Raw genomic sequence first — 19006 nt, 5'->3', positions numbered from 1 at the left:
ATAGCGGACTGCTGCCATTGAGTCGATCAGCAGTACCAACTGACCGCTCTGGTGGGCAGAGCGGTGTTCCGTTCATTCGGACAGGTGAAAGCGATGTATCAGAGGCTGGAGCGCAACGGAATCTCATGCCGGGAAGATTCGACCTGCACGTCGTCCAGGCCGACCATCTCGTCGTGCGCCACGCCCTGGCTCAGAAAAAGTTGCACATCCGGCACCGACGACAGCACCTTGCGCGCTTCCTCGACCGAAGCCAGATGCAAAGGCTTGCCGTGCGAGTCCTGAACCGGCACTGACTTGCCGTCCACAAGCGCATGGAGCACGTACGAACCGCCTTCCATCGACACCAGATTGAGCTCACTGATCTTGCCAGCCTTGATATCGCTGGACAGGTTTTGAATGTTCAAAATCACACCTCCGTGGGCGTTCCGGGAATCAGAGCGTCACAGAAATTGAGCCTGAATCGACGTTAACGTTCCCTTGCTGTCATGTCAGACATGAACAATGCCCCTCGCCAGACGAGCGACTAAAAGAAGTGGCCAGCTGCTACTCTGCTTGCGCAGTGCTCGGTACAGACGCGCTCCGCTTCCTTAAGTAATGGTTCAAGGACAGAAAATGATCGATTTCAACAACAAAGGCTTTTTCAAGCTCAAGCAGAATGACGAGTACTCAGAACGCGTGAAGGACCTGCTGCTGGACGGCGAAACAGTCATCGACGCCTACAAGTCCATGCGCGACGGCGTGGTGTTCACCACCAAACGCATCATCTCGGTCAACGTTCAGGGGCTGACAGGCAGCAAGAAAGACTTCACCTCGCTGCCCTACAAGAACATCGTGGCCTGGTCGGTGGAAACCTCGGGGACCTTCGACCTGGATTCGGAACTGGAGATCTATTACTCGGCGATTGGCAAGGTGAAGTTCGAATTCACAGGCAAGACGTCAATGGTTGAAATCTCAAGGTACATCGCCCAACACCTGCTCGGCTGACTCACCGGACGCCCGCCTGTCTGTGCGCAGACGGGCGGGCGTCACACCCGACGACTCAGTGGCCCAGCAACTGCGCCGCGTCGAAGCCCATCCGCAGATTGCCCCAATGACGGCCTTCGAAGAAGAACGGCACGTCGATCTCGGTCATGATTTCACCGGTATCGCGCAGGTAGGTCTGCAGCAGGAAACGCTGCTTGTTACCTGCCGCTCGCAGGCCGACCGGGTCAGAGAACATCCGCTTGTTGCGGCACACCGGCAGGTCGACGGCGCGATTGCCGGTCGGTTTCTGCGATACCCAGCTGTTGTTGACCGGGCAATAGCCTTTGTTATCGACAATGAACGTGACCTTGCCGCCCCGGGTGCCCTTGGTCAGCTTGTCGCACTCTTCCTGGCAGATCTGCGCGAAACGCTCGGTGTAGCTGGTCATGTATTGCTTGGGGTCGGTGCCGGGAATCAGTTTGTAACTCTGATCGAACAGATTGACGCCCCCCTTGTGCAGCGCCGCAAGCCGCGCCTGCAGAATATCCCGACACTCACTGGCCCGCGTGATTGCAGCGTCCAGCTCACCGTGCCCGAGCACGAAACGTCCCAGCAGCGCCTGCACCCTCTCGGCAACACCGGACAGGTCACGGGTGGCTGTCGCCGAATGCTGCATGCGCTGGTCGATGGCCTGGCTGTCGGCGTAGATGCGCGTCACCCGGTCGTTGATGCCGGTATTGGTCGTGGCGAACTGCTGGATGTGGGAGGCAATGTCGGCGAGCTTGCCATTGGTGGATTCGAAGTCGACGATCATGCTCTCGAAATGCCCCGAGGCCCGCTCCACGACCAATTGCGTTTCACGTGCGCTCTGGCTGATCTGGGTGGTCTGCTCGTAGGTCGAGCTGACTTCCAGCAGCATCGCATCGATGTTCTGTGAAATGTCGTCGGTGGCTTTGCTGACGTTTTGCGCCAGGGTGCGCACCTCGTCGGCCACCACAGCAAAGCCGCGACCGCTTTCACCGGCACGTGCCGCTTCGATGGCAGCGTTTAGGGCCAACAGGTTGGTCTGCGAAGAAATCTGCTGGATCAGGCCGACGATGGACTTGATGCTTGACGAACGCTGGTTCAGGGCAGACACCAACACGCCGAATTCATTGAGGCTGCTGGATATCTGGCTGATGTTGCCCGTCACTTCGAGCAGTTCGGAGTAGGAACCGCGCGCCATGCTCAGGTTCTGGGCAGTGGTGCTGGAAATACCCTGAGTCTGCTGCGACACGTCCTCAATGCTGCCGACCGCCATATTGCTCTGGTCCATGACCTCCTTTGCAAAGCGTGCCTGATCGGTCGCGCTGTCGCTGGAATCACTGATGTTCTTGAGCGAACGCGCGGATTCGACCGCGATCTGCACGGTCAGCGCCTGAATGCTGCTGATCACTTCGCGCTGCTTGGCGAGGAACCGGTTGCAGGTGCTGGCCAGCACGCGGATTTCATCATGGGTCAGCAGCGGCAGATCCTTGGACAGATCACCCTCGCCATTGGCGATTTCTTCCAGCGCACCGGTCATGAACATCACAGGCCGCACGATGAGATGACGCAGGTACCAGACCATGAAACTGACCATGCCCAGCGTGAACAGGGTGCTGATCAGAATCGCGTTGCTCAGCGCATCCAGCCTGCCCTCGATACGCGCCAGTACACCGGTTTCCAGCTGCGCACTGCGCAGCAACATCACGATGTCGGCACGAACAGACAGCGCCACCCAGTACAGCAGTGCACTGACGACGACCAACAGAAAAAGGCTTGAGAGCTTTTTGGTCAGGGTGTTGAAGAACTGCTTTTCGACCGACTCGTACAAGGCCTTTAACGTTTGCATGCAGCTGCTCCTGGGCGCGGAAGATGATCGGTTTCGATGGTTAACGTCTGTTAGTGCAAAAGCTTTAATGAACCGGAGCGATCAGTTTCGAAAAACACCTGATCGGGCGACAACCGCCTGCGAACAGGCGGTGGGCGAGCGGGTAGCGGAATGAGGCCGGATGAGGATCTGTAGACGTCAAAGCCGGAACCGATCCACCGAACGCGAGAGCTGCACTGCCAGGGCGGACAACTCATCTGTGGTGGTCGCGGTCTGGCCGATGACCCGACTGTTGTCCTCGGACATGCTGGCGATCATTTCCACCTGGTGGGCGATTTCATTACTCGCCAGGCTCTGTTCGCCAATCGTGCGAGTGATGTCGTTGACAAGGTGCGTGGTGCTCAGCGTGGCGTCGAGGATATCCCGGATGGCCTGCTGGACCTCGGCGGTCACCGCCATGCCTTTATCGACCTGGACCACCCCGGCTTCCATGCTGGTCACCGCCTCGCGGGTGCTTTGTTGAATGCGGGCGACCATGCCGGTGATTTCCTGAGTCGATGCGCTAGTGCGACCTGCCAGGCTGCGCACCTCATCGGCGACCACGGCAAAACCACGGCCCTGTTCACCGGCACGCGCCGCCTCGATGGCCGCGTTGAGCGCCAGCAGGTTGGTCTGATCGGCAATGCTCTTGATGACCTGAATGATGTTGAAAATAGCTTCCGATTCCTTGTCCAGCGTGCGGATCACCTGCGCCGACTGTTGCGCCGAACGGGCAATGCCGTCCATGTCGCTGACCACCTGATGGATCACCCGTCCGCCGTTCTTGGCCAGCGTCTCGGCCTGATTGGCCATTTCCCGTGCCTGTTCGGCGTGACGCGTGATTTCTTCGATGCTGGCGGTCATTTCGCTGGTGGCCGCCGACATGGTCGCCGCCGCCGAGCTTTGCTGCTGGCTGCTGCCCGCCACTTCGTGACAGCCGCTGCTCAATTGCCCGCTCATGCCACTGACGCCATGGGCGTTGCTGCGCACCACTTCGATCATGCCGCGCAGATCGCGCTGCATGACCGCAAGGCTGCGAATCAGCGCGCTGGCCTCATCACGACTGGTCGGCTCGGTAATTGGCTCGCTAAGGTCGCCATGCGCGATGCTGTCAGCGATGCGACTGGCCGACTGCAGGGGAATCATGATGCTGCGGGTCACCCAATGCCCCTGCGCGACCAGCAGCAACAGGCTGATGACCAGAACCACGCCAAGCGTGGTATTGGCGGTGCTGATGGCGTCGCGGGTGATTTCGCCGCTGGCTTTCGAGTTGTCTTCGATCAGGTCGCTCAACGTGGACATCTGGCCTTCAAGCTGGGTGAAGGCGGCAGAGAATGTACCCAGATCCTGTTGGGCGCGGTCAGGACTGTCCAGCGCGAGGCCGACAATTCGCTCGCCCGCGCTGATGTAGGCGTCGAGGCTGGGCTTGACCTTGTTCAGTTCGGCCTTGAGGGTGTCATTGATCGGCAGCGCCAGGTTGTCACTCAGCACTTTGCGGAACTGCGCGGCGTGCTCATTGAGGGAGGCCAGGACCTCGTCACGGGTGGTTTCGCTCTTGCCCAGCCCGACCAGCATCGCCGAGAGCACATCGGCGCGCAGGGCGTCGTGCATCATGTCGGCCTGCAGATGATTGCTCAGCGCGGTCATGCTGACCTCGTTGTCGGCCATCGCCGCCTCCATCCGGTTATTGCCCAGATAGCTGACCAGACTGATGATCAGCACAGCCAGTACCCCGGTGCCTATCAACAGAAACAAACGAAGTTTGATCGACATCCTGAAGCTCCCCTGCGGTCAATGAAATAACGCGAGCTGCGGATTGCTCTTATGCAAAGCTTATCGACGCCTGTTCACGGATATTTAAGACTATTTTCGGGGGGTTACCGGTTTAAATCGGATTGGATGTATCGAGCGTGCAGCGTCAGGCCCGCCGGACGGGCTCTGACGCGACAAGGGCTTTACTGTGTTGCGCGTGCCTTGGCGATTTCGTCGTACATCATCTTCACCAGACCGGCATCCAGTTGCTGGGAAAACTCGTCGATGACAGGTTTTACGCGCTCACGAAAACGGTCTTTCTCGGCAGGAGAAATGTCGTTGACCGCAATCTGCTTCTCCAGATTGGCCCGGGCATTGTCCATGCTGGCGGCCGTCACTTCACGCTGGAAGACCTGAGCCTTGGCGGCGGCATCGCGAATCAGTGCCTTTTCATCGTCGTTCAGACGATTCCAGGTTTTCTGACTCATGATCAGCGACTGCGGGTTGAAGATGTGCCCGGTCGCGGACAGGTATTTCTGCACTTCGAAGAACTTGCTGCCTTCGATTACTGTGTACGGATTTTCCTGACCATCGATGGTGTGCTGCTCAAGGCCGGTGTAGACCTCGGGAAACGCCATTGGCACCGGGTTGGCGCCAAGGGCCGAGAAGGTCTTCAGGTAGATGGGCGACTGAATGACGCGGATCTTCAGGCCCTGCATGTCCTCCAGGCGGGTGATCGGGTTCTTGCTGTTCGTCACGTTGCGAAACCCGAGGTCCCAATAGCCCAGGGCGACCAGCCCCTTGCTGTCGAGCTGCGCTGCGAGCTTCTGGCCGACCGGGCCGTCGATGACCGCATGGGCTTCTTTCACGTCGTTGAACAGAAACGGGAAATCGAGCATCGCGAAGTCAGGCGCCTGAGCGGCGAGAATCCCGGAATTGAGGACCGTAATGTCGAGCGTGCCGCCCTGCAAGGCTGACACGGTCTGCACATCGCCGCCCAGCGTGCCGCCGGGAAACAGCCGCACCTTGATCTTGCCGCCACTGCTTTCGCTCAGCAGGTCAGCGAATTTCTGTGCGCCCTGCCCTTGCGGATGCTCCTTGACGTTCTGAAACGCAAAACGCAGGGTGCGTTCGCGAATCTCTGCCGCATGGCTGGCCACACTCGCCAGCAACAGGCTGGTGGCGCAAGCGCCGGCCAACAGGGTCTTCATCAGTTTCTGCATGTCATTCTCCGGTCTTGTTATTGGAAATGGAGTGATTGAAAGCCAGCGGCTCCTGCCTCTTTGTCATCGGGTCAAAAAGCTCAGCGGAACCAGCACCAGTTGCGGGAACAGCACCAGCAACAACAGCACGACAAACTGCGCCAGCATGAAAGGCCAGACGCCTCGAATGATCTCGTCCATGCTGATCTTCGAGACGCCGCACACCACGTTGAGCACCGTGCCCACGGGTGGCGTGATCAGGCCGATGGCGGTGTTGATCAGAAACAGCACACCGAAATACACCGGGTCGATACCCGCCATGGTCACGGCAGGCATGAGAACCGGCGTCAGAATCAGAATGGTCGGGGTCATGTCCATCACCGTGCCAACCATGATCACCAGCAGCATGATGACCATCAGCAGCAGGGTCGGGTTGTCCATGAACGGCTCAAGCAACGCCGCCAGTTGGTCAGGCAGCTCCGCGATCGTCACCAGCCACGACGAGACCATGGCCGCAGCGACCAGCAACATCACCACCGAGGTGGTCTTGGCGGACGACAGCACCAGTTCGTACAGTTGATTGATCTTCAGTTCGCGGTAGATCACCAGCGACACGAACAAGGCGTAAACCGCCGCAACCACGGCGGCCTCGGTCGGCGTGAAGATGCCGAACTTCAGGCCGAACACGATGATCAGCGGCAAGCCCAGCGCCCATGAGCCATCCACCAGCGTGCGCAGGATTTCCTTGCCGCTGCGCTTGGGCGGCGGTTCGACGTTCTCACTGCGCGAGACGAACCACCAGGCGATGGCCAGTGCGGCACCCAGCATCAACCCCGGCACGATTCCGGCCAGAAACAGTTTCGAGATCGAGACCCCGGACGCGACACCGAACACGATGAAGCCGATGCTTGGTGGAATGATCGGCGCAATGATGCCGCCCGCCGCGATCAGGCCCGCCGAATGCGAGCGATTGTGCCCGGCATGAACCATCATCGGCACCAGCAATGCAGCCAGCGCGGCAGCATCAGCGACTGCAGAACCGGACAACGAGGCCAGCAGACAGGACGCGATGATCGCCACATAGCCAAGCCCGCCGCGCTTGTGCCCGACCAGCGCCATGGCGATGTTGACGATCCGTTTGGACAAGCCTCCGGCGTTCATCACCTCGCCAGCCAGCATGAAGAACGGCACGGCCATCAGCGGAAAGCTGTCGGCGCCGTTGAGCAGGTTCTGGGCGATGATCTGAGCATCGAACAGGTCCAGGTGCAGCATCAACGCGACACTGACCAGCAGCAGCGCGAACGCAATCGGAATCCCCAGCGCCATGCTGCCTAGCAGCGATCCGAGAAAGATCATCAGGGTCATGGTCGGTCACTCCGCGTAGCAGCAGGCGCATCGGATTTGATGGTGGTGTCGGCTTCGGCTTCGTTTTCCCTGACCATGACCAGCGCACCCTCATCCAGCCTGCCGCTCAGCGCCAGATACAACTGATACAGCAGGATCGCCGCAGCGCTGACGCCGAATACCAGCCCGGCTGCATAGAACACCGCCATCGAAAATCCGGACGCGGGCGCCACGACATGCAGGTTGATCACAGCCTGCTGCCAACTGCCGCTGGAAATCAGCCAGCAGATGTAGAGCATCAGCAGTTGTCCGGTAATCAGGCAGATGCGCCTGCCCATCGGCGGCAAGCGTTTGACCAGGCTGTCCAGGCCCAGATGTCCCCGCTCTTTCATCGCCACTAGCGCGCCAAGAAAGATCATCCACACAAAGAACCAGCGTGAGAGCTCTTCCGACACGCTGATGCCGGAGTTGAACGCATAACGCAGCACGACGTTGCCAAACACCAGCACGACCATGGCCACCATGCACAACACGATCAACAGTTTGAGCAGCTTGAAATACAGATCGACGATTTTCGTCATTGGCAGACCTCGCAGATGCACAAGAGCCAGCGCAGCGGCCAGACATCATGAGAGCCATCTCGGGATGGGCGTCATGGGGCGCAACTGCGCTGAAACGGATGGGCGAATCGAAAAACTACTGCGAGCGAATCCAGCCAATGCCTGCATATCGGGCATTGACGAACGGCGAAGGTGAAACGGAAAGGATCAATCCCTGGAGCATGACGGTGTGCCTCGATTGTTCTTATTGTGTTCCTGCCTGGAACGGCACAGGCGGATGTGCGTTAAAAATGTACCAGCCGGTTAATAACGTCAATGGGTTTTTGATTGTCGTAGGGTGGACCGAATCCTGAATTCATTGATCAACATTGCCTAACAGCAGCCAAAAGCTACGATCCGCGCCGAATAAATATTTTTTTGGAATCATTACCTCGCCTGGGCACGCACAATACTGGGCGATTATCGGATAAGGATTTACAAGGATGAATGCGATATAGAGGCTCCACACCACGTCTTCGACGCAGCGCTGTCATGCGTCTATGGTGAACTGGACGCAATCCACGCTAACCGCAGGAGCAAGCGCAGTGCCTGACAAGACTTTGAAAGCCGACCTGACCTATCGCCCTCGCCTCGCCGACCTCAGCCCACTCAACCCACCTGCCGGGCTGCTGGCACCGCAAGCCGAGCCGCTGGTGGCGCCACGCACCACGCCTGCCAGCGACCTGAAGTCGCGCAAAGGCTACGCGGAAGATTTCCTCGGCGACTTCGTTGTGCCTTGGCCAGCACCGGACACTGAGCTGGCTGCCGATGTCTATCCGTTGAAGAACGCCGGGGATCGCCTGGACTACATGCACTTTTCCATCACCATGTCGCGCAGCCGGCGTCTGGCGCTCTACGTGGGCGTGAACATCGATGGCGATAGCAGCGTGGAGGTCAAGCGCAGCAACGATTCGTGGTCGTTCGACGGCAGGCTGCCTGCCGAGGCGCAGATTGGTGAAAGTCTGTATGCCAGCAACCTGCTGGACCGCGGGCATCTGGTGCGGCGACAGGATCCGAACTGGGGCAAGGATGCACAAACCGCCAATGCGGACACCTTCCATTTCACCAACTGTTCACCACAGATGAGCGCGTTCAACCAGAAGACCTGGCTTGAGCTGGAAGACTACATTCTGGATAACACTCGCCGCTGGAAATCGCGGGTGACGGTGTTCAGTGGGCCAATTCTGCGCGATGACGACCGCAGCTACCGCAACGTGAAAATCCCTTCGGCGTTCTGGAAAGTCGTTGCGTTTCTTGGCGACGATGGCAAGCCTTCTGCAAGCGCTTACATGATTGATCAGAGCCGCGAACTGGGCGAGCTGAGCATCGTGTTCGGCCAGCTCAAGACCTGGCAACGCAGCGTGGCGCAGATCGAACAGCTCACCGGTATCCATTTCGGCAAGCTGGCGGACTATGACGGATTTTCCAACGAAGAGCGCCTGACCGGTACCCGCATCGAGGCGCAGATTCGCGGACCGCAGGACATCCGGCTGTAACTAACAGCCGAACGCCCTGTCCGTGCATTACTCGAACTGCTGGCGGTTTTCCGGCGTGATCAGCTTGAACGGCACCCAGATCACCGGAGACGCCAGCGTTTCGCCGCGCGCCATGCTCAACGCCGCATCCACCGCACCGTTGGCCTGACCGACCGCGTCCTGAAACACACTCACGGCCAGCTTGCCCTCGGCCATCAGTTTCAGTCCGTCGGGCGTGCCGTCGATGCCGCCCACCAGATAGTCGCGGGCATTCTTGCCGGCTTTTTCAAGGCCCATGATCGCACCGATGGCCATTTCATCGTTGTTGGCAGCGATGATCGAGAAGTCCACGCCTTGCTTGACCCAGTCGATGACGATCGTGGCGGCCTGACTGCGCTCCCAGTTGCCGATTTTCTTCTGCACGACTTTCATGTTCGGGTATTTGGCGACCACCTTTTCCACGTCTTCGGTGCGCATGACCGACGACTTGTTGCTCGGATCGCCCACCAGAATCACCACGTTGCCCTTGTAGCTGGCACGCCGCGCCAGCTCTTCCGCCTGCAAGGTGCCGGACTCCAGCTCGTCGGAACCGACGAATGCCGTCTGCGGCGGCCACTTGGCGGGTTCCGGATTGCGGTTGACGAACACCAGCGGAATTTTCGCCTCGTTGGCCAGACGCATCATCTCCGGCGCGCTTTTGCCGTTGACCATCGCGACAACAATCGCGTCGACTCTGGAGCTCACCAGGTTGTGGAACTGGCGCATCTGCAGCTCCACATTGTCCTGGCCGTTCTCCATGAAGATATCGGCGTCGAGCACTGCAACCTGCTTCTCCACACCGTGACGCAGGATGGTCTGAAAGTTGTCGTTGTACTTGGCCATGCCGACGCCGACCAAAGGCGTGCTGGCGTGAGCCAGACTGGCGGCCAGCAGGCTGGCACCCAGGGAAATCGCTAACCATTGCTTCATGTTCTGACTCCCGGGCATCAAACGCTGAAATGATGGAGCAGCTCGCGCTGATCCCTGGCCATTTTCGACAAGTCCTGGCTGCTGCTGGCCGATTGCTCGGCACCGTCTGCGGCCTGCTGGGCTGAGTCGTTGATGTGCGTGACCATGCGGCTGGTTTCCTGCACCGTCGCGCTCTGCTCTTCGGTGGCGGCGGCAATCTGGATGTTCATGTCGCGAATGGTGCCCACCGCCTCGCTCATCTCCTGCAACAGCTCATCCGCGCCGGACGCCAGCGTGACGCAATGATTGGACTGGATCTGGCTTTCGTTCATGACCTGCACCGCAGAATGAATCTTGCTCTGCATCTGGCCGATCATTTCCTGGATTTCGCTGGTGGACGTCTGGGTGCGGCTTGCAAGCGACCTGACTTCATCGGCGACCACCGCAAACCCGCGACCCTGCTCACCCGCCCGCGCAGCCTCAATGGCGGCGTTGAGCGCCAGCAGGTTGGTCTGTTCGGCGATGGTGCGAATCGCATCGACAATGCCGTCGATGTTCTGGCCGTATTTCTGCAACTCATCGGTCACTGCCGACGCCTTGTTGACCTGCTCGGCCTGCTGGCGAATGTTGACGATGGTTTCAGCCACTCGCTGCTGAACCTTTTCGGTCAGTTCGCTGGTGCTGTCCACCGCACTGCGGGTGTCCTGGGCACGCCGGGCGACTTCCTCGACTGTGCTTTCCATTTCGTTCATGGCCGAAGCAGCCGAGTGCAGACGATCCTTCTGCTCATCGACCACCCGCGTGGTCTGCTCGCTGATCTGCGCGTTGTTGCTGGCGGTCAACGCCAGGGTATCGGCGGAGCCGATCAGCTCGCGGAAGGTCTGTTGCAGGGACTGGGTGAACTCGTTCAGGTAGCCACCCAGCTCGCCGAACTCGTCCTTGCGGCTGACATCGAACCGCACGCGCATGTCGCCTGTGCTCAGGGTTTTCAGTACCTCGCGGAATGCCGCCAGCGGGCGACGCAGGCTGAAGGCCACCCAGGTGCCGATCACGACCGCCGCCAGCACCGCCAGAATGCAGGCAACCAGCAGCAGGCTCAGGCTGGTGGCGATCGTCGAGTCAGCACCCTCCTTGGCCTCGTTGGCAACCGCCAGCGACTGGTTGCCGAATTCGCCGATCTTGTCCAGTGTGGCCTGAAGACGTGCTTCGGCGGCCTGGCGCTGCTTGCCGACCTGATCGGCCAGCGCCGCTTCCTGACGATAGGCCTGATAGACGCCATCAGCGCCGGTCAGGTCATTGAGCAGACGGTTGACCATCACCCCGGCAATGCGGCCTGCGCGAGGATCGACTGCGGTCAGCTCACGGGCTCGGGTGCTGATCACTTCGTCCTGAAGATTGAGCAGGCGCTGCAGGGTTTGCATGTCGGGCGTCGCAGCGTGCGCGGCCAGACCTTCGTAGGACTTGCCCACTTCCAGCAGCAACTTCTCGGCTGCGGCGACGTTGTCGGCCGAGCCGGTCGTGCGCTCGCGGGCAATGTAGTCACGCAGGTAACTGGTCAACTGGACGCTCTGGCTGCTGCTGTAGCCCTGCAGGACACGGGTCTGCAGCATCTGGATGACGTGTTGACGATGACTGGCGATCAGGGTCTGCGCCTGCTCGGCATAGGCCGCGCTGAGCTGCTTCTCCTGTGCCAGATTGTCGCGCAGCCCGGCGCGGTCGCCGATGTAGGCTGGCGTGCTGTCGAGCAACTGATTGAAACGCGCCATGCTGTCGTTGAACGGCTGCTTGCCGTCATCGATCTGCTTGGGGTCGTTGCTGACCAGCACGCCCAGCAGCGCCTGGTTGGCGCGCAGAACGTGAACATACAGCTCGCTCGCTGCACGGCTCAACGGTGCCGATTGACCTGTGATCACGGTCAGCCGCTCGCTTATCGAATGGGTGCTCTGATAACTGATACTCACCATGGCGAGCAACAGCACAACCAGCACGGCAAACCCACCAATCACTCGCTGAAGAATGGTCATGGCTGTCCTCTTTTGTTTTTATGGTGCACCGGATGCCTTGCGCGGGAACGCCGGGGACGTCGACACGCAAATGGGTCGGAGCTCAAAAGAGGGTGTCGGCTGGGGAATAGGCGACTTGAGGAAGGGTTCACACTATTTCATGTTGCTCAGGGAGCGCCCGATGTCGCCTCAGGCGCTGCCCTGATCTGCCCTGATAACGCTCAGCGAAAGTGTCGCGCAACCGCTTCAGGTGCATCGGGAACATCCATGTTGATGCGACGCCACGCCGCCTGGGCAAAGCTGTACACCGAAAAGGCAATCAGCCCGAGCGCCACGATCAGCAGCACCAGTCCGCCGGCTGGCAGGTCCTGCAGACCGTTGAGCGCATCTTTCATGCCCGGAGGATGCATTGCCTGATAGCTGGAACCGCTCACGGCAAGCAATACCGCGATCTCGATGAAGGCCACGCCCCTGGCAATCAGACCGAAGCGCGAGACAGGACGAACGTAGCGCATGACGTCTTCGTCGGCCTCGAAATACTTTTCGAACGACGCCTTGTAGCCCTTGATGATGTGCACGATGCCCAGTGCCAGCGGCACCAGCGCCACCACGTAAACGAGCAGATTGGAGTGATCCCAGGACAGGATCGATTGCAGCAGATCCTGCGTCTGGCCGCCACCCGAACCACCGGAGCTTTTCAGACCGCTGATCAACAGGCCTGCGGCGAAGAACGCCAGCGCGCCATAGGTGAAACCGCCGACCAAGAGACCACCACGAATCACCAGTCCCTTGAGTTCGCGCCCATGATGATCGACATCGCGGGTCGCTTGCAGCACACGCCAGGCGGCGAATGCGAGCAGGCCGACCACGACAATCCCGACCAGCACGTTACCGAACGGCTGACTCAACAAGGCTTCAAGGCTGCTATGGCTGTCTGCGGGTTGCGAGGAACCCTGCGCCGCCAGTACGGCGAACAGACCGATGATCAGATAGACAACACCACGAGCGGCGTAACCGCCTCGTGCAAGCATGACAAGGCTGCGTTGCGCAGACATAAGGACCTTCCCTGAAAAGAGTGATACACGAACAGACCCGTGACCACTCCAGGGGTTCGAAGCAATTTCGAAGCAATTGAGGTGCAGAGCGAAATGAATCGCTCTGCCACTTTAAGGCTGCCTCAGGCGAAGGTCGCGCCCCGAGCGTTCACAAACAGTGAATACAGCGAATGGCTGCTCGCCATGAACAACCGGTTGCCTTCCCGCCCGCCGAAACAGACGTTGGCGCAACGTTCCGGAAGCGTGATGTGACCGATGGCCTTGCCCTGCGGATTGAACACCCGCACTCCGTCGAGCTTTTCAAGATCGGCCTGGGGATTGCCATTACCACCCCAGCCGCACCACAGGTTCCCGTTCTCGTCGCACTTGATGCCGTCGATGGCGGCGTAATCCGCACCCTCGACGTGCTTGCGGCGCGCGCCGAGCGTGCCGTCATCGTTCACGGCAATGGCCCAGATGATGCCGTTCGGCTTGGCGCGACCTTCGACGACATAGAGGGTTTTCTCGTCCGGCGCAAAACACAGCCCGTTCGGCCCGGCCAGATCATCGATCACCCGGCTGACCTTGCCGTCGGCGGGATCGATGCGATACACACCGAAAGGCTGGGACTGAGGCACCTTGTGGCCTTCATAGTCGCTGTTGGCCTGGAACATCGGGTCAGTGAACCAGATCGAGCCGTCGCGCTTGCAGACGATGTCGTTCGGCGAATTGAAAGGCTTGCCTTCGAAACTGTCGGCCAGCACGGTGATGCGTCCGTTGTATTCGGTGCGTGTGACACGCCGCCCTTCGCGGGTGGTGAATGACCCTTCGCACACCAGCAGACGCCCTTGACGATCACGGCACATGCCGTTGGAAAAATTCGAGTGCTCGCGATACACCGAGAAACTCCCGGAAACCTCATCCCAGCGCATGATTCGGTTATTGGCAATGTCGCTGACCAGCAGGTAGCGACCATCGCCAATCCATACCGGACCTTCGGCCCAGCGCATGCCGGTCGCGAGCTTTTCGACGCTGGCATTGAAGATGCGCAGGTCCATGAAGCTGTCATCCAATATGCCGACCAAAGGATCGGGGTAGCGCTGGGTGAGTGGCTCGGCGAGAGAAAATCGCGGCAATGCGCCAATGGCTGCAACGGTCGCCGAGACCGCCAGCGACTTTTTCAGAAATCCCCTGCGGCCCTGATCGGTAGCGGTACCTGCTTGAGAAAAATCCATGGGTGCGTCCTTATTTATTGTTAGAAGAGTGACATCGCGCTTTGTTGACGATGCCCAGACAGTAGGACAGCGTTAAGATCGCTCAAGTGCGATGTGCATTCGACAATGAACAGGCTGGGGCTTGAAACCACAATCAGGTATCGTGCTGCGCCTTTATTCATCTCATTTCTTTGAGGGCTTCAGTCATGCCGTCGAGCAAACGTGAACAGGCGCAGACAGAGCGCAGTTTGATTGCCGCACTGACGCGGTCCTGCGAAACGGCAAAATCGGAGATTCCGGGCTTTTGTTGGCTGACCCACGAAGTTGATTATGCGAACTTCCCGGCCAGTCTTCAGGTGATCTGGGCATTCGACACCATGGCAGCGAAAGATCAGGCATTGAGCCAGGGGTTGGATCAACGCATGATCCAGTTGACCGCCGAGGCGCTGGACGAAGTCGATATCACGCTGAAGACACTGGCTAGGCACGTACACTTCGACAGCGAAGAACAGTGCCTGCGCGAAAACGGCGGCAATTGGGAGCTTCGACTTTCACGTAAGTACGCCAGACGAGGTTGACCCATGGCCAAGGACATCGAAAACCCCCGCATTTCCGTGTGCCAGCTCAGCGGTGATCTGTGCGTCAGCTGCGGCCGGACCAAGGATGACATTCGCAAATGGAAGCGCATGAAGCGTCCGGAGAAAATGGCTGCCGTACAACGCGCCACTCAGCGCATGAAGAGCCTGCAGAAAAAGACTGTCTGACACCGCTAATTCATGAAACATGCTGAAACTTCTTTAAAACGGCTCAGGTCTGTATTTCTCGTGGCTCGGTGGGTTGGAGTCTGACGAATTACGAGAATGCTCGCCTTGGCCAGTCATGCAGATCGCCGCAATACCCTCTCCCTGGACAGCCTGAACTTTTTCCTCGCCGACGTGCGCGACGGACTGGGTCCCTACCTCGCCATTTACCTGTTGGCGGTACACAAATGGGACCCGGCCAGCATCGGCGTGGTGATGACCATTGCCGGTATTGCCGGGCTCGTGACCCAGACACCCGCCGGAGCCCTGATCGACCGAACGAAGTACAAGCGCGCGATCATTGCTGCTGCCGCGTTACTCGTAACCTTGAGTTGCCTTGTTTTGCCGTTCACCTCGTCCTTCACGCTGGTGGCGCTGACCCAGGCGCTGAGCAGCGTCGCTGCGTCCGTTTTCGCGCCGGCCATCGCCGCCATTTCGCTGGGCATTACCGGACCGCGCGCCTTCACCCGACGCACCGGGCGCAATGAAACCTTCAACCACGCCGGCAATGCCTGCGCGGCGCTGCTGGCGGGTGGTTTCGCTTACCTGTTCGGTCCTGTGGCGGTGTTCTATCTGATGGCGGCCATGGCGCTGGCCAGTATCCTTGCCGTCAGCTTCGTTTCCGCCGATGCGATCGACCATGATGTGGCTCGAGGTTTCGACGCCAGTCATAAGGTGCATGACGGTGCGCCGTCGGGCCTGAAGGCTTTGCTGAGCAACAAGCCGCTGCTGTTGTTCGGCATCTGCTGCGCCCTTTTCCACTTGGCCAACGCCGCGATGCTGCCGCTGGTGAGCCAGAAGCTTTCGCAGATCAACATGCAGATGGCAACGCCGCTGACCTCGGCCTGCATCGTTGCCGCTCAATTGGTCATGGTCCCCGCGGCTTTGCTGGTGGGCATGAAAGCAGATGTATGGGGTCGTAAGCCCTTGTTGATGGCAGGCTTTCTGATTCTGCCGATTCGCGGCGTGCTCTACACGTTGTCTGATGACCCCTACTGGCTGGTCGCAGTACAGATGCTCGACGGCATCGGTGCGGGCCTGTTCGGCGCGCTGTTCCCATTGATGGTCAAAGACCTGACCCAAGGCACCGGACGCTTCAACGTCAGCCTGGGCGCGCTGTCGACGATGTTTGGTCTCGGGGCTGCGCTGAGCAACAGCCTGGCAGGTTTCGTGGTGCACTCGGCGGGTTACAGTGCCGCGTTCCTGACCCTCGCCGGGGTGGCGGCGGCGGCGTTCTGCCTGCTGTGGTTCGCCGTGCCGGAAACCCTCGCTCAGGCTGAGCAAGGGTCCGATGGAAAAGGCCCGACCGATTCCGACCCTGACGCGATGACCTCTGTCACGCCAGCCTGATCACTTGCACCTGCCAGCCTTGCGGCTGGCAGGTCGCGATCACCAGTCCATTTCCGGTGCCTTCCAGACCGCCGATCCAGACGCCCTCTTCATCCCACAAACCGCTGCGACCGGCCGATTCCCAACCGCCAGTAGGTCCGCCGTGGTTAGCCATCAGGACAGGCAGTCCATGGCGCCGGGCGTGCCCCTGCAGCAGCGCAGCATCCTTCTCGTAACCGCCGGGTGAGATCAGCACGCTCGCTGCGTACACCCACGCCTTGCCGTCAGCCATGCGCTGAACATGCTCGGGATGACTGAAATCGGCGCAGACGCACAGGCCTATCCGTTGTTGCCCCAATGGCAGAAAACAGTCTTTCGATCCGGCACTGAACACCGCGTCCTCGCCGGGGTGCAGGTATTGCTTGGCGTACGCAATGACCTCGCCCTCCGCGGTGAAGGTCAGCGCGCCGATGTGGACAGTGCCGTTGGGCTCCTTCAACGGGATGCCAACGGTGGTTGCCAGATTCAGTTGCATTGCCAGTGAGCGGATGGGCTCCAGACGGTCGTCTTCAGGGGCGACCGCCAGTTCACGGGCGATGTCCGGCTCGTAGCCGGTCAGGGACAGTTCGGGGAACAGCAGGTACTCGGCACCTTGGTCTGCGGCGCGGCGCATGAAGGTCAGATGCCCCTCGAGATTGCGCGCAACCTGGCCACGTTCAGAATGGAATTGCGCGGCGGCGAAGATCGGGGGCATGACGGCTCTCTGTTGGTTGATCGTGCAGGTCGGGGTTCTGTCTGCGGCATTGTGCGCGAACTATAGACCGGACGCAGAGCGTCCTGAGAGGCATTACCACGCGGAGCGTGGTAACGATCAGAGTCTGTCAAACACTGATGATCGTGCCCATCGCTCCGCGTGGGCATGCCGCCCGTGACGCTCCGCGTCACATTTGTGCTGCGCTATGCATTTCAGATGGGACGCAGAACGCAGGAGCGACCTGCATTCACAACAAGTTACATTTGAATCCCCACGCATGTTGTACGACGTCTTATCTTATCTGCGACTGTCTTTCATCTCACTACAATAACAATGGAGATTCGACACATGCCTGGCACCCCTTCGATTGAAGAAAAGGCAACGTCCGTCGCAGAACCCCGCTTGAAAAAGCTCGCCAAGCTGTTGGGACCCGGCATCATCGCCGTATTGTCCTGGCTCGGCGCGGGCGATCTAATTACCTCTTCGGTTGCCGGTGCGAGTTACGGGTACGCGATGATGTGGGTGCTGGCGATTTCGCTGCTGCTCAGGTTTCTGATCGTCAACATCATTGCCCGCTTCCAGCTCTGCAATAACCAAGGCATGACCATCCTGCAGGGCTACGCGCAACTGCATCCGTTCTTCGCCTGGTTCATGCTCGCGTACGCGTTGTTGATGGGCCATTTGATCAACGCCTACATGATCAAGGGTGCCGGTGAGGCGCTGGCGATGTTGCTGCACATCAACCAGCCGCTGCTCTGTTCGGTCGCGGTGGTGATTGCAGTGTGGTTGCTGGTGGGACGCAACATCTACGCGATGATCGAAGGCGTGATGAAAGTGCTGCTGGCGATCATGACGCTGGCCTTTCTGACCCTGGCGATCATGTCCGGTCCGGATGTCACCGGCATCATCAAAGGCACTATCGGTTTCAGCATTCCGCCCGATGAAGGCGTGCATGGCGCGCTGCTGGTCGCGGTGTCGGTCATCGGTGCAGTCGCCGGTTCCATTGCCAACTTCGTTCACCCTTACGTGATGCGTGAAAAGGGCTGGATCGGTCCGCAACACAAACGCATTCAGCGCAACGACCTGCTGTTCGCGGTCATCGTCGGCATCGTCATCAACCTGGCGATCTGGGTGGTGGGCGTCGAGATTCTGCGTCCCAACGGCATTCAGGTGAACACGCTGGGCGATCTGGGCAAGGCGCTGGAACTGTTCTTCGGTCCGCTGGGCTGGTACATCTTCTTCATCGGCGTGTTCGCCACGCTGTTCGCCAGTATTTCCGGCAAGACCACGGCGTTCCCGATGCTCATCACCGACGCGTTCCAGCACATCCGTCCCGAACGCCGCACACGCTACGGCAAAGAGTTTCACCGTGATCCGATGCACAAGTGGTTCATGCTGTTCATTCTGGTGACCCCACTGATCTGGTCGCTGCCAGGCATGCCGGATTTCGTGACCCTGACCCTGGGCGTCAACGCGCTGAACATTGTCGGCCTGCCGATCATCTCGCTGGGCCTGCTGATCATGTCCAACCAGAAATCCCTGCTGGCCAAGGAATACCGCAACAACCTGTTCGAGAACATTGCGCTGACCTTCGCCACGGGTCTGGCGTTGTGGGTAGCGTTCCAGCTGGGAACCGAGCTGCTGGCGTAATCTGATCATGATCAGGCGCGGTGAGCTGCCCGGCTCACTGCGCCTGAA

The 19006-nt window shown here is 59.6% G+C and carries 17 protein-coding genes and 1 pseudogene; 6 read left to right on the top strand and 12 right to left on the bottom strand.

Annotated features, from left to right (window positions below):
* Positions 1-98 precede the first annotated feature (98 nt).
* Positions 99-410 (bottom strand): DUF6482 family protein, encoded by a 312-nt coding sequence (locus tag CFBP1590_RS11455; RefSeq protein ID WP_057411056.1) that lies wholly within the window; start codon positions 408-410, stop codon positions 99-101.
* Positions 411-612: 202 nt separating this feature from the next.
* On the opposite strand from CFBP1590_RS11455, the gene CFBP1590_RS11450 reads away from it, so the two are divergent.
* Complete coding sequence (locus CFBP1590_RS11450) at positions 613-984, top strand: PH domain-containing protein (RefSeq protein WP_088235041.1); 372 nt, start codon at positions 613-615, stop codon at positions 982-984.
* 55 nt (positions 985-1039) lie between these two features.
* On the opposite strand, the gene CFBP1590_RS11445 is transcribed toward CFBP1590_RS11450, so the two are convergent.
* From CFBP1590_RS11445 to CFBP1590_RS11425, 6 genes and pseudogenes are all read right to left on the bottom strand, one after another.
* Positions 1040-2836, bottom strand: a complete 1797-nt coding sequence (locus CFBP1590_RS11445) for a methyl-accepting chemotaxis protein (RefSeq protein WP_088235040.1) — start codon at positions 2834-2836, stop codon at positions 1040-1042.
* A 177-nt stretch (positions 2837-3013) separates the two neighbouring features.
* A complete protein-coding gene (locus CFBP1590_RS28435; RefSeq protein ID WP_374729061.1) occupies positions 3014-3739 on the bottom strand; it encodes a methyl-accepting chemotaxis protein in 726 nt (241 codons plus the stop codon).
* A 132-nt stretch (positions 3740-3871) separates the two neighbouring features.
* A pseudogene (locus CFBP1590_RS28430) lies at positions 3872-4627 on the bottom strand (MCP four helix bundle domain-containing protein); the annotation flags it as partial.
* A gap of 182 nt (positions 4628-4809) precedes the next feature.
* Positions 4810-5829, bottom strand: coding sequence for a TRAP transporter substrate-binding protein (locus CFBP1590_RS11435; protein ID WP_088235038.1), 1020 nt, complete (start codon positions 5827-5829; stop codon positions 4810-4812).
* Positions 5830-5892: 63 nt separating this feature from the next.
* Positions 5893-7173, bottom strand: a complete 1281-nt coding sequence (locus CFBP1590_RS11430) for a TRAP transporter large permease subunit (protein ID WP_004886515.1) — start codon at positions 7171-7173, stop codon at positions 5893-5895.
* Positions 7170-7733: a TRAP transporter small permease gene (locus CFBP1590_RS11425; protein ID WP_088235037.1), complete on the bottom strand. Its 564-nt coding sequence runs from the start codon at positions 7731-7733 to the stop codon at positions 7170-7172. The genes CFBP1590_RS11430 and CFBP1590_RS11425 overlap by 4 nt, the downstream gene beginning before the upstream one ends.
* A gap of 563 nt (positions 7734-8296) precedes the next feature.
* On the opposite strand from CFBP1590_RS11425, the gene CFBP1590_RS11420 reads away from it, so the two are divergent.
* Positions 8297-9247 carry a DNA/RNA non-specific endonuclease gene (locus tag CFBP1590_RS11420; protein WP_088235036.1) on the top strand — a complete coding sequence of 317 codons (951 nt, stop codon included), beginning with the start codon at positions 8297-8299 and terminating at the stop codon, positions 9245-9247.
* Positions 9248-9274: 27 nt separating this feature from the next.
* Here the strand turns inward: CFBP1590_RS11420 and CFBP1590_RS11415 are convergent, their stop codons facing one another.
* The 4 genes from CFBP1590_RS11415 to CFBP1590_RS11395 form a co-directional block, all read right to left on the bottom strand.
* The gene (locus CFBP1590_RS11415) at positions 9275-10195 is read right to left on the bottom strand and encodes a substrate-binding domain-containing protein (RefSeq protein WP_088235035.1); all 921 of its coding nucleotides are present in this window, start codon (positions 10193-10195) and stop codon (positions 9275-9277) included.
* Positions 10196-10212: 17 nt separating this feature from the next.
* Positions 10213-12198: a methyl-accepting chemotaxis protein gene (locus CFBP1590_RS28695; protein ID WP_088235034.1), complete on the bottom strand. Its 1986-nt coding sequence runs from the start codon at positions 12196-12198 to the stop codon at positions 10213-10215.
* 200 nt (positions 12199-12398) lie between these two features.
* Positions 12399-13232, bottom strand: coding sequence for a DUF1206 domain-containing protein (locus CFBP1590_RS11400; protein WP_004886498.1), 834 nt, complete (start codon positions 13230-13232; stop codon positions 12399-12401).
* Positions 13233-13354: 122 nt separating this feature from the next.
* Positions 13355-14446 carry an SMP-30/gluconolactonase/LRE family protein gene (locus tag CFBP1590_RS11395; RefSeq protein WP_004886495.1) on the bottom strand — a complete coding sequence of 364 codons (1092 nt, stop codon included), beginning with the start codon at positions 14444-14446 and terminating at the stop codon, positions 13355-13357.
* A 185-nt stretch (positions 14447-14631) separates the two neighbouring features.
* Between CFBP1590_RS11395 and CFBP1590_RS11390 the strand changes: the two genes are divergently transcribed.
* From CFBP1590_RS11390 to CFBP1590_RS11380, 3 genes are all read left to right on the top strand, one after another.
* Complete coding sequence (locus CFBP1590_RS11390; protein WP_088235033.1) at positions 14632-15003, top strand: hypothetical protein; 372 nt, start codon at positions 14632-14634, stop codon at positions 15001-15003.
* 3 nt (positions 15004-15006) lie between these two features.
* Positions 15007-15189 (top strand): DUF1289 domain-containing protein, encoded by a 183-nt coding sequence (locus CFBP1590_RS11385; RefSeq protein WP_088235032.1) that lies wholly within the window; start codon positions 15007-15009, stop codon positions 15187-15189.
* 105 nt (positions 15190-15294) lie between these two features.
* Positions 15295-16575 carry an MFS transporter gene (locus CFBP1590_RS11380; protein ID WP_231991861.1) on the top strand — a complete coding sequence of 427 codons (1281 nt, stop codon included), beginning with the start codon at positions 15295-15297 and terminating at the stop codon, positions 16573-16575.
* On the opposite strand, the gene CFBP1590_RS11375 is transcribed toward CFBP1590_RS11380, so the two are convergent.
* Positions 16562-17308 (bottom strand): carbon-nitrogen hydrolase family protein, encoded by a 747-nt coding sequence (locus CFBP1590_RS11375; RefSeq protein WP_088235030.1) that lies wholly within the window; start codon positions 17306-17308, stop codon positions 16562-16564. The two genes, CFBP1590_RS11380 and CFBP1590_RS11375, sit on opposite strands and share 14 nt — an antisense overlap.
* Before the next feature lie 348 nt (positions 17309-17656).
* Between CFBP1590_RS11375 and CFBP1590_RS11370 the strand changes: the two genes are divergently transcribed.
* The gene (locus tag CFBP1590_RS11370; RefSeq protein WP_004886481.1) at positions 17657-18958 is read left to right on the top strand and encodes an Nramp family divalent metal transporter; all 1302 of its coding nucleotides are present in this window, start codon (positions 17657-17659) and stop codon (positions 18956-18958) included.
* Positions 18959-19006 lie beyond the last annotated feature (48 nt).

It is taken from the genome of Pseudomonas viridiflava (assembly GCF_900184295.1).
In the GTDB taxonomy this organism is placed as follows: Bacteria; Pseudomonadota; Gammaproteobacteria; order Pseudomonadales; family Pseudomonadaceae; genus Aquipseudomonas; species Aquipseudomonas viridiflava.
The sequence above is the reverse complement of the archived record's forward strand: the minus strand, read 5'-3'. Positions and strand labels throughout refer to the sequence as shown.

Excerpts from the sequence above, each read along its gene's own strand:
- CFBP1590_RS28695 (WP_088235034.1), bottom strand. The coding sequence starts at position 12,198 with ATGACCATTCTTCAGCGAGTGATTGGTGGGTTTGCCGTGCTGGTTGTG.
- CFBP1590_RS11450 (WP_088235041.1), top strand. The coding sequence starts at position 613 with ATGATCGATTTCAACAACAAAGGCTTTTTCAAGCTCAAGCAGAATGAC.
- CFBP1590_RS11370 (WP_004886481.1), top strand. The coding sequence starts at position 17,657 with ATGCCTGGCACCCCTTCGATTGAAGAAAAGGCAACGTCCGTCGCAGAA.
- CFBP1590_RS11385 (WP_088235032.1), top strand. The coding sequence starts at position 15,007 with ATGGCCAAGGACATCGAAAACCCCCGCATTTCCGTGTGCCAGCTCAGC.
- CFBP1590_RS11395 (WP_004886495.1), bottom strand. The coding sequence starts at position 14,446 with ATGGATTTTTCTCAAGCAGGTACCGCTACCGATCAGGGCCGCAGGGGA.
- CFBP1590_RS11415 (WP_088235035.1), bottom strand. The coding sequence starts at position 10,195 with ATGAAGCAATGGTTAGCGATTTCCCTGGGTGCCAGCCTGCTGGCCGCC.
- CFBP1590_RS11375 (WP_088235030.1), bottom strand. The coding sequence starts at position 17,308 with ATGCCCCCGATCTTCGCCGCCGCGCAATTCCATTCTGAACGTGGCCAG.
- CFBP1590_RS11400 (WP_004886498.1), bottom strand. The coding sequence starts at position 13,232 with ATGTCTGCGCAACGCAGCCTTGTCATGCTTGCACGAGGCGGTTACGCC.
- CFBP1590_RS11435 (WP_088235038.1), bottom strand. The coding sequence starts at position 5,829 with ATGCAGAAACTGATGAAGACCCTGTTGGCCGGCGCTTGCGCCACCAGC.
- CFBP1590_RS11425 (WP_088235037.1), bottom strand. The coding sequence starts at position 7,733 with ATGACGAAAATCGTCGATCTGTATTTCAAGCTGCTCAAACTGTTGATC.
- CFBP1590_RS11390 (WP_088235033.1), top strand. The coding sequence starts at position 14,632 with ATGCCGTCGAGCAAACGTGAACAGGCGCAGACAGAGCGCAGTTTGATT.
- CFBP1590_RS11430 (WP_004886515.1), bottom strand. The coding sequence starts at position 7,173 with ATGACCCTGATGATCTTTCTCGGATCGCTGCTAGGCAGCATGGCGCTG.
- CFBP1590_RS11445 (WP_088235040.1), bottom strand. The coding sequence starts at position 2,836 with ATGCAAACGTTAAAGGCCTTGTACGAGTCGGTCGAAAAGCAGTTCTTC.
- CFBP1590_RS28435 (WP_374729061.1), bottom strand. The coding sequence starts at position 3,739 with ATGTCGGCGGCCACCAGCGAAATGACCGCCAGCATCGAAGAAATCACG.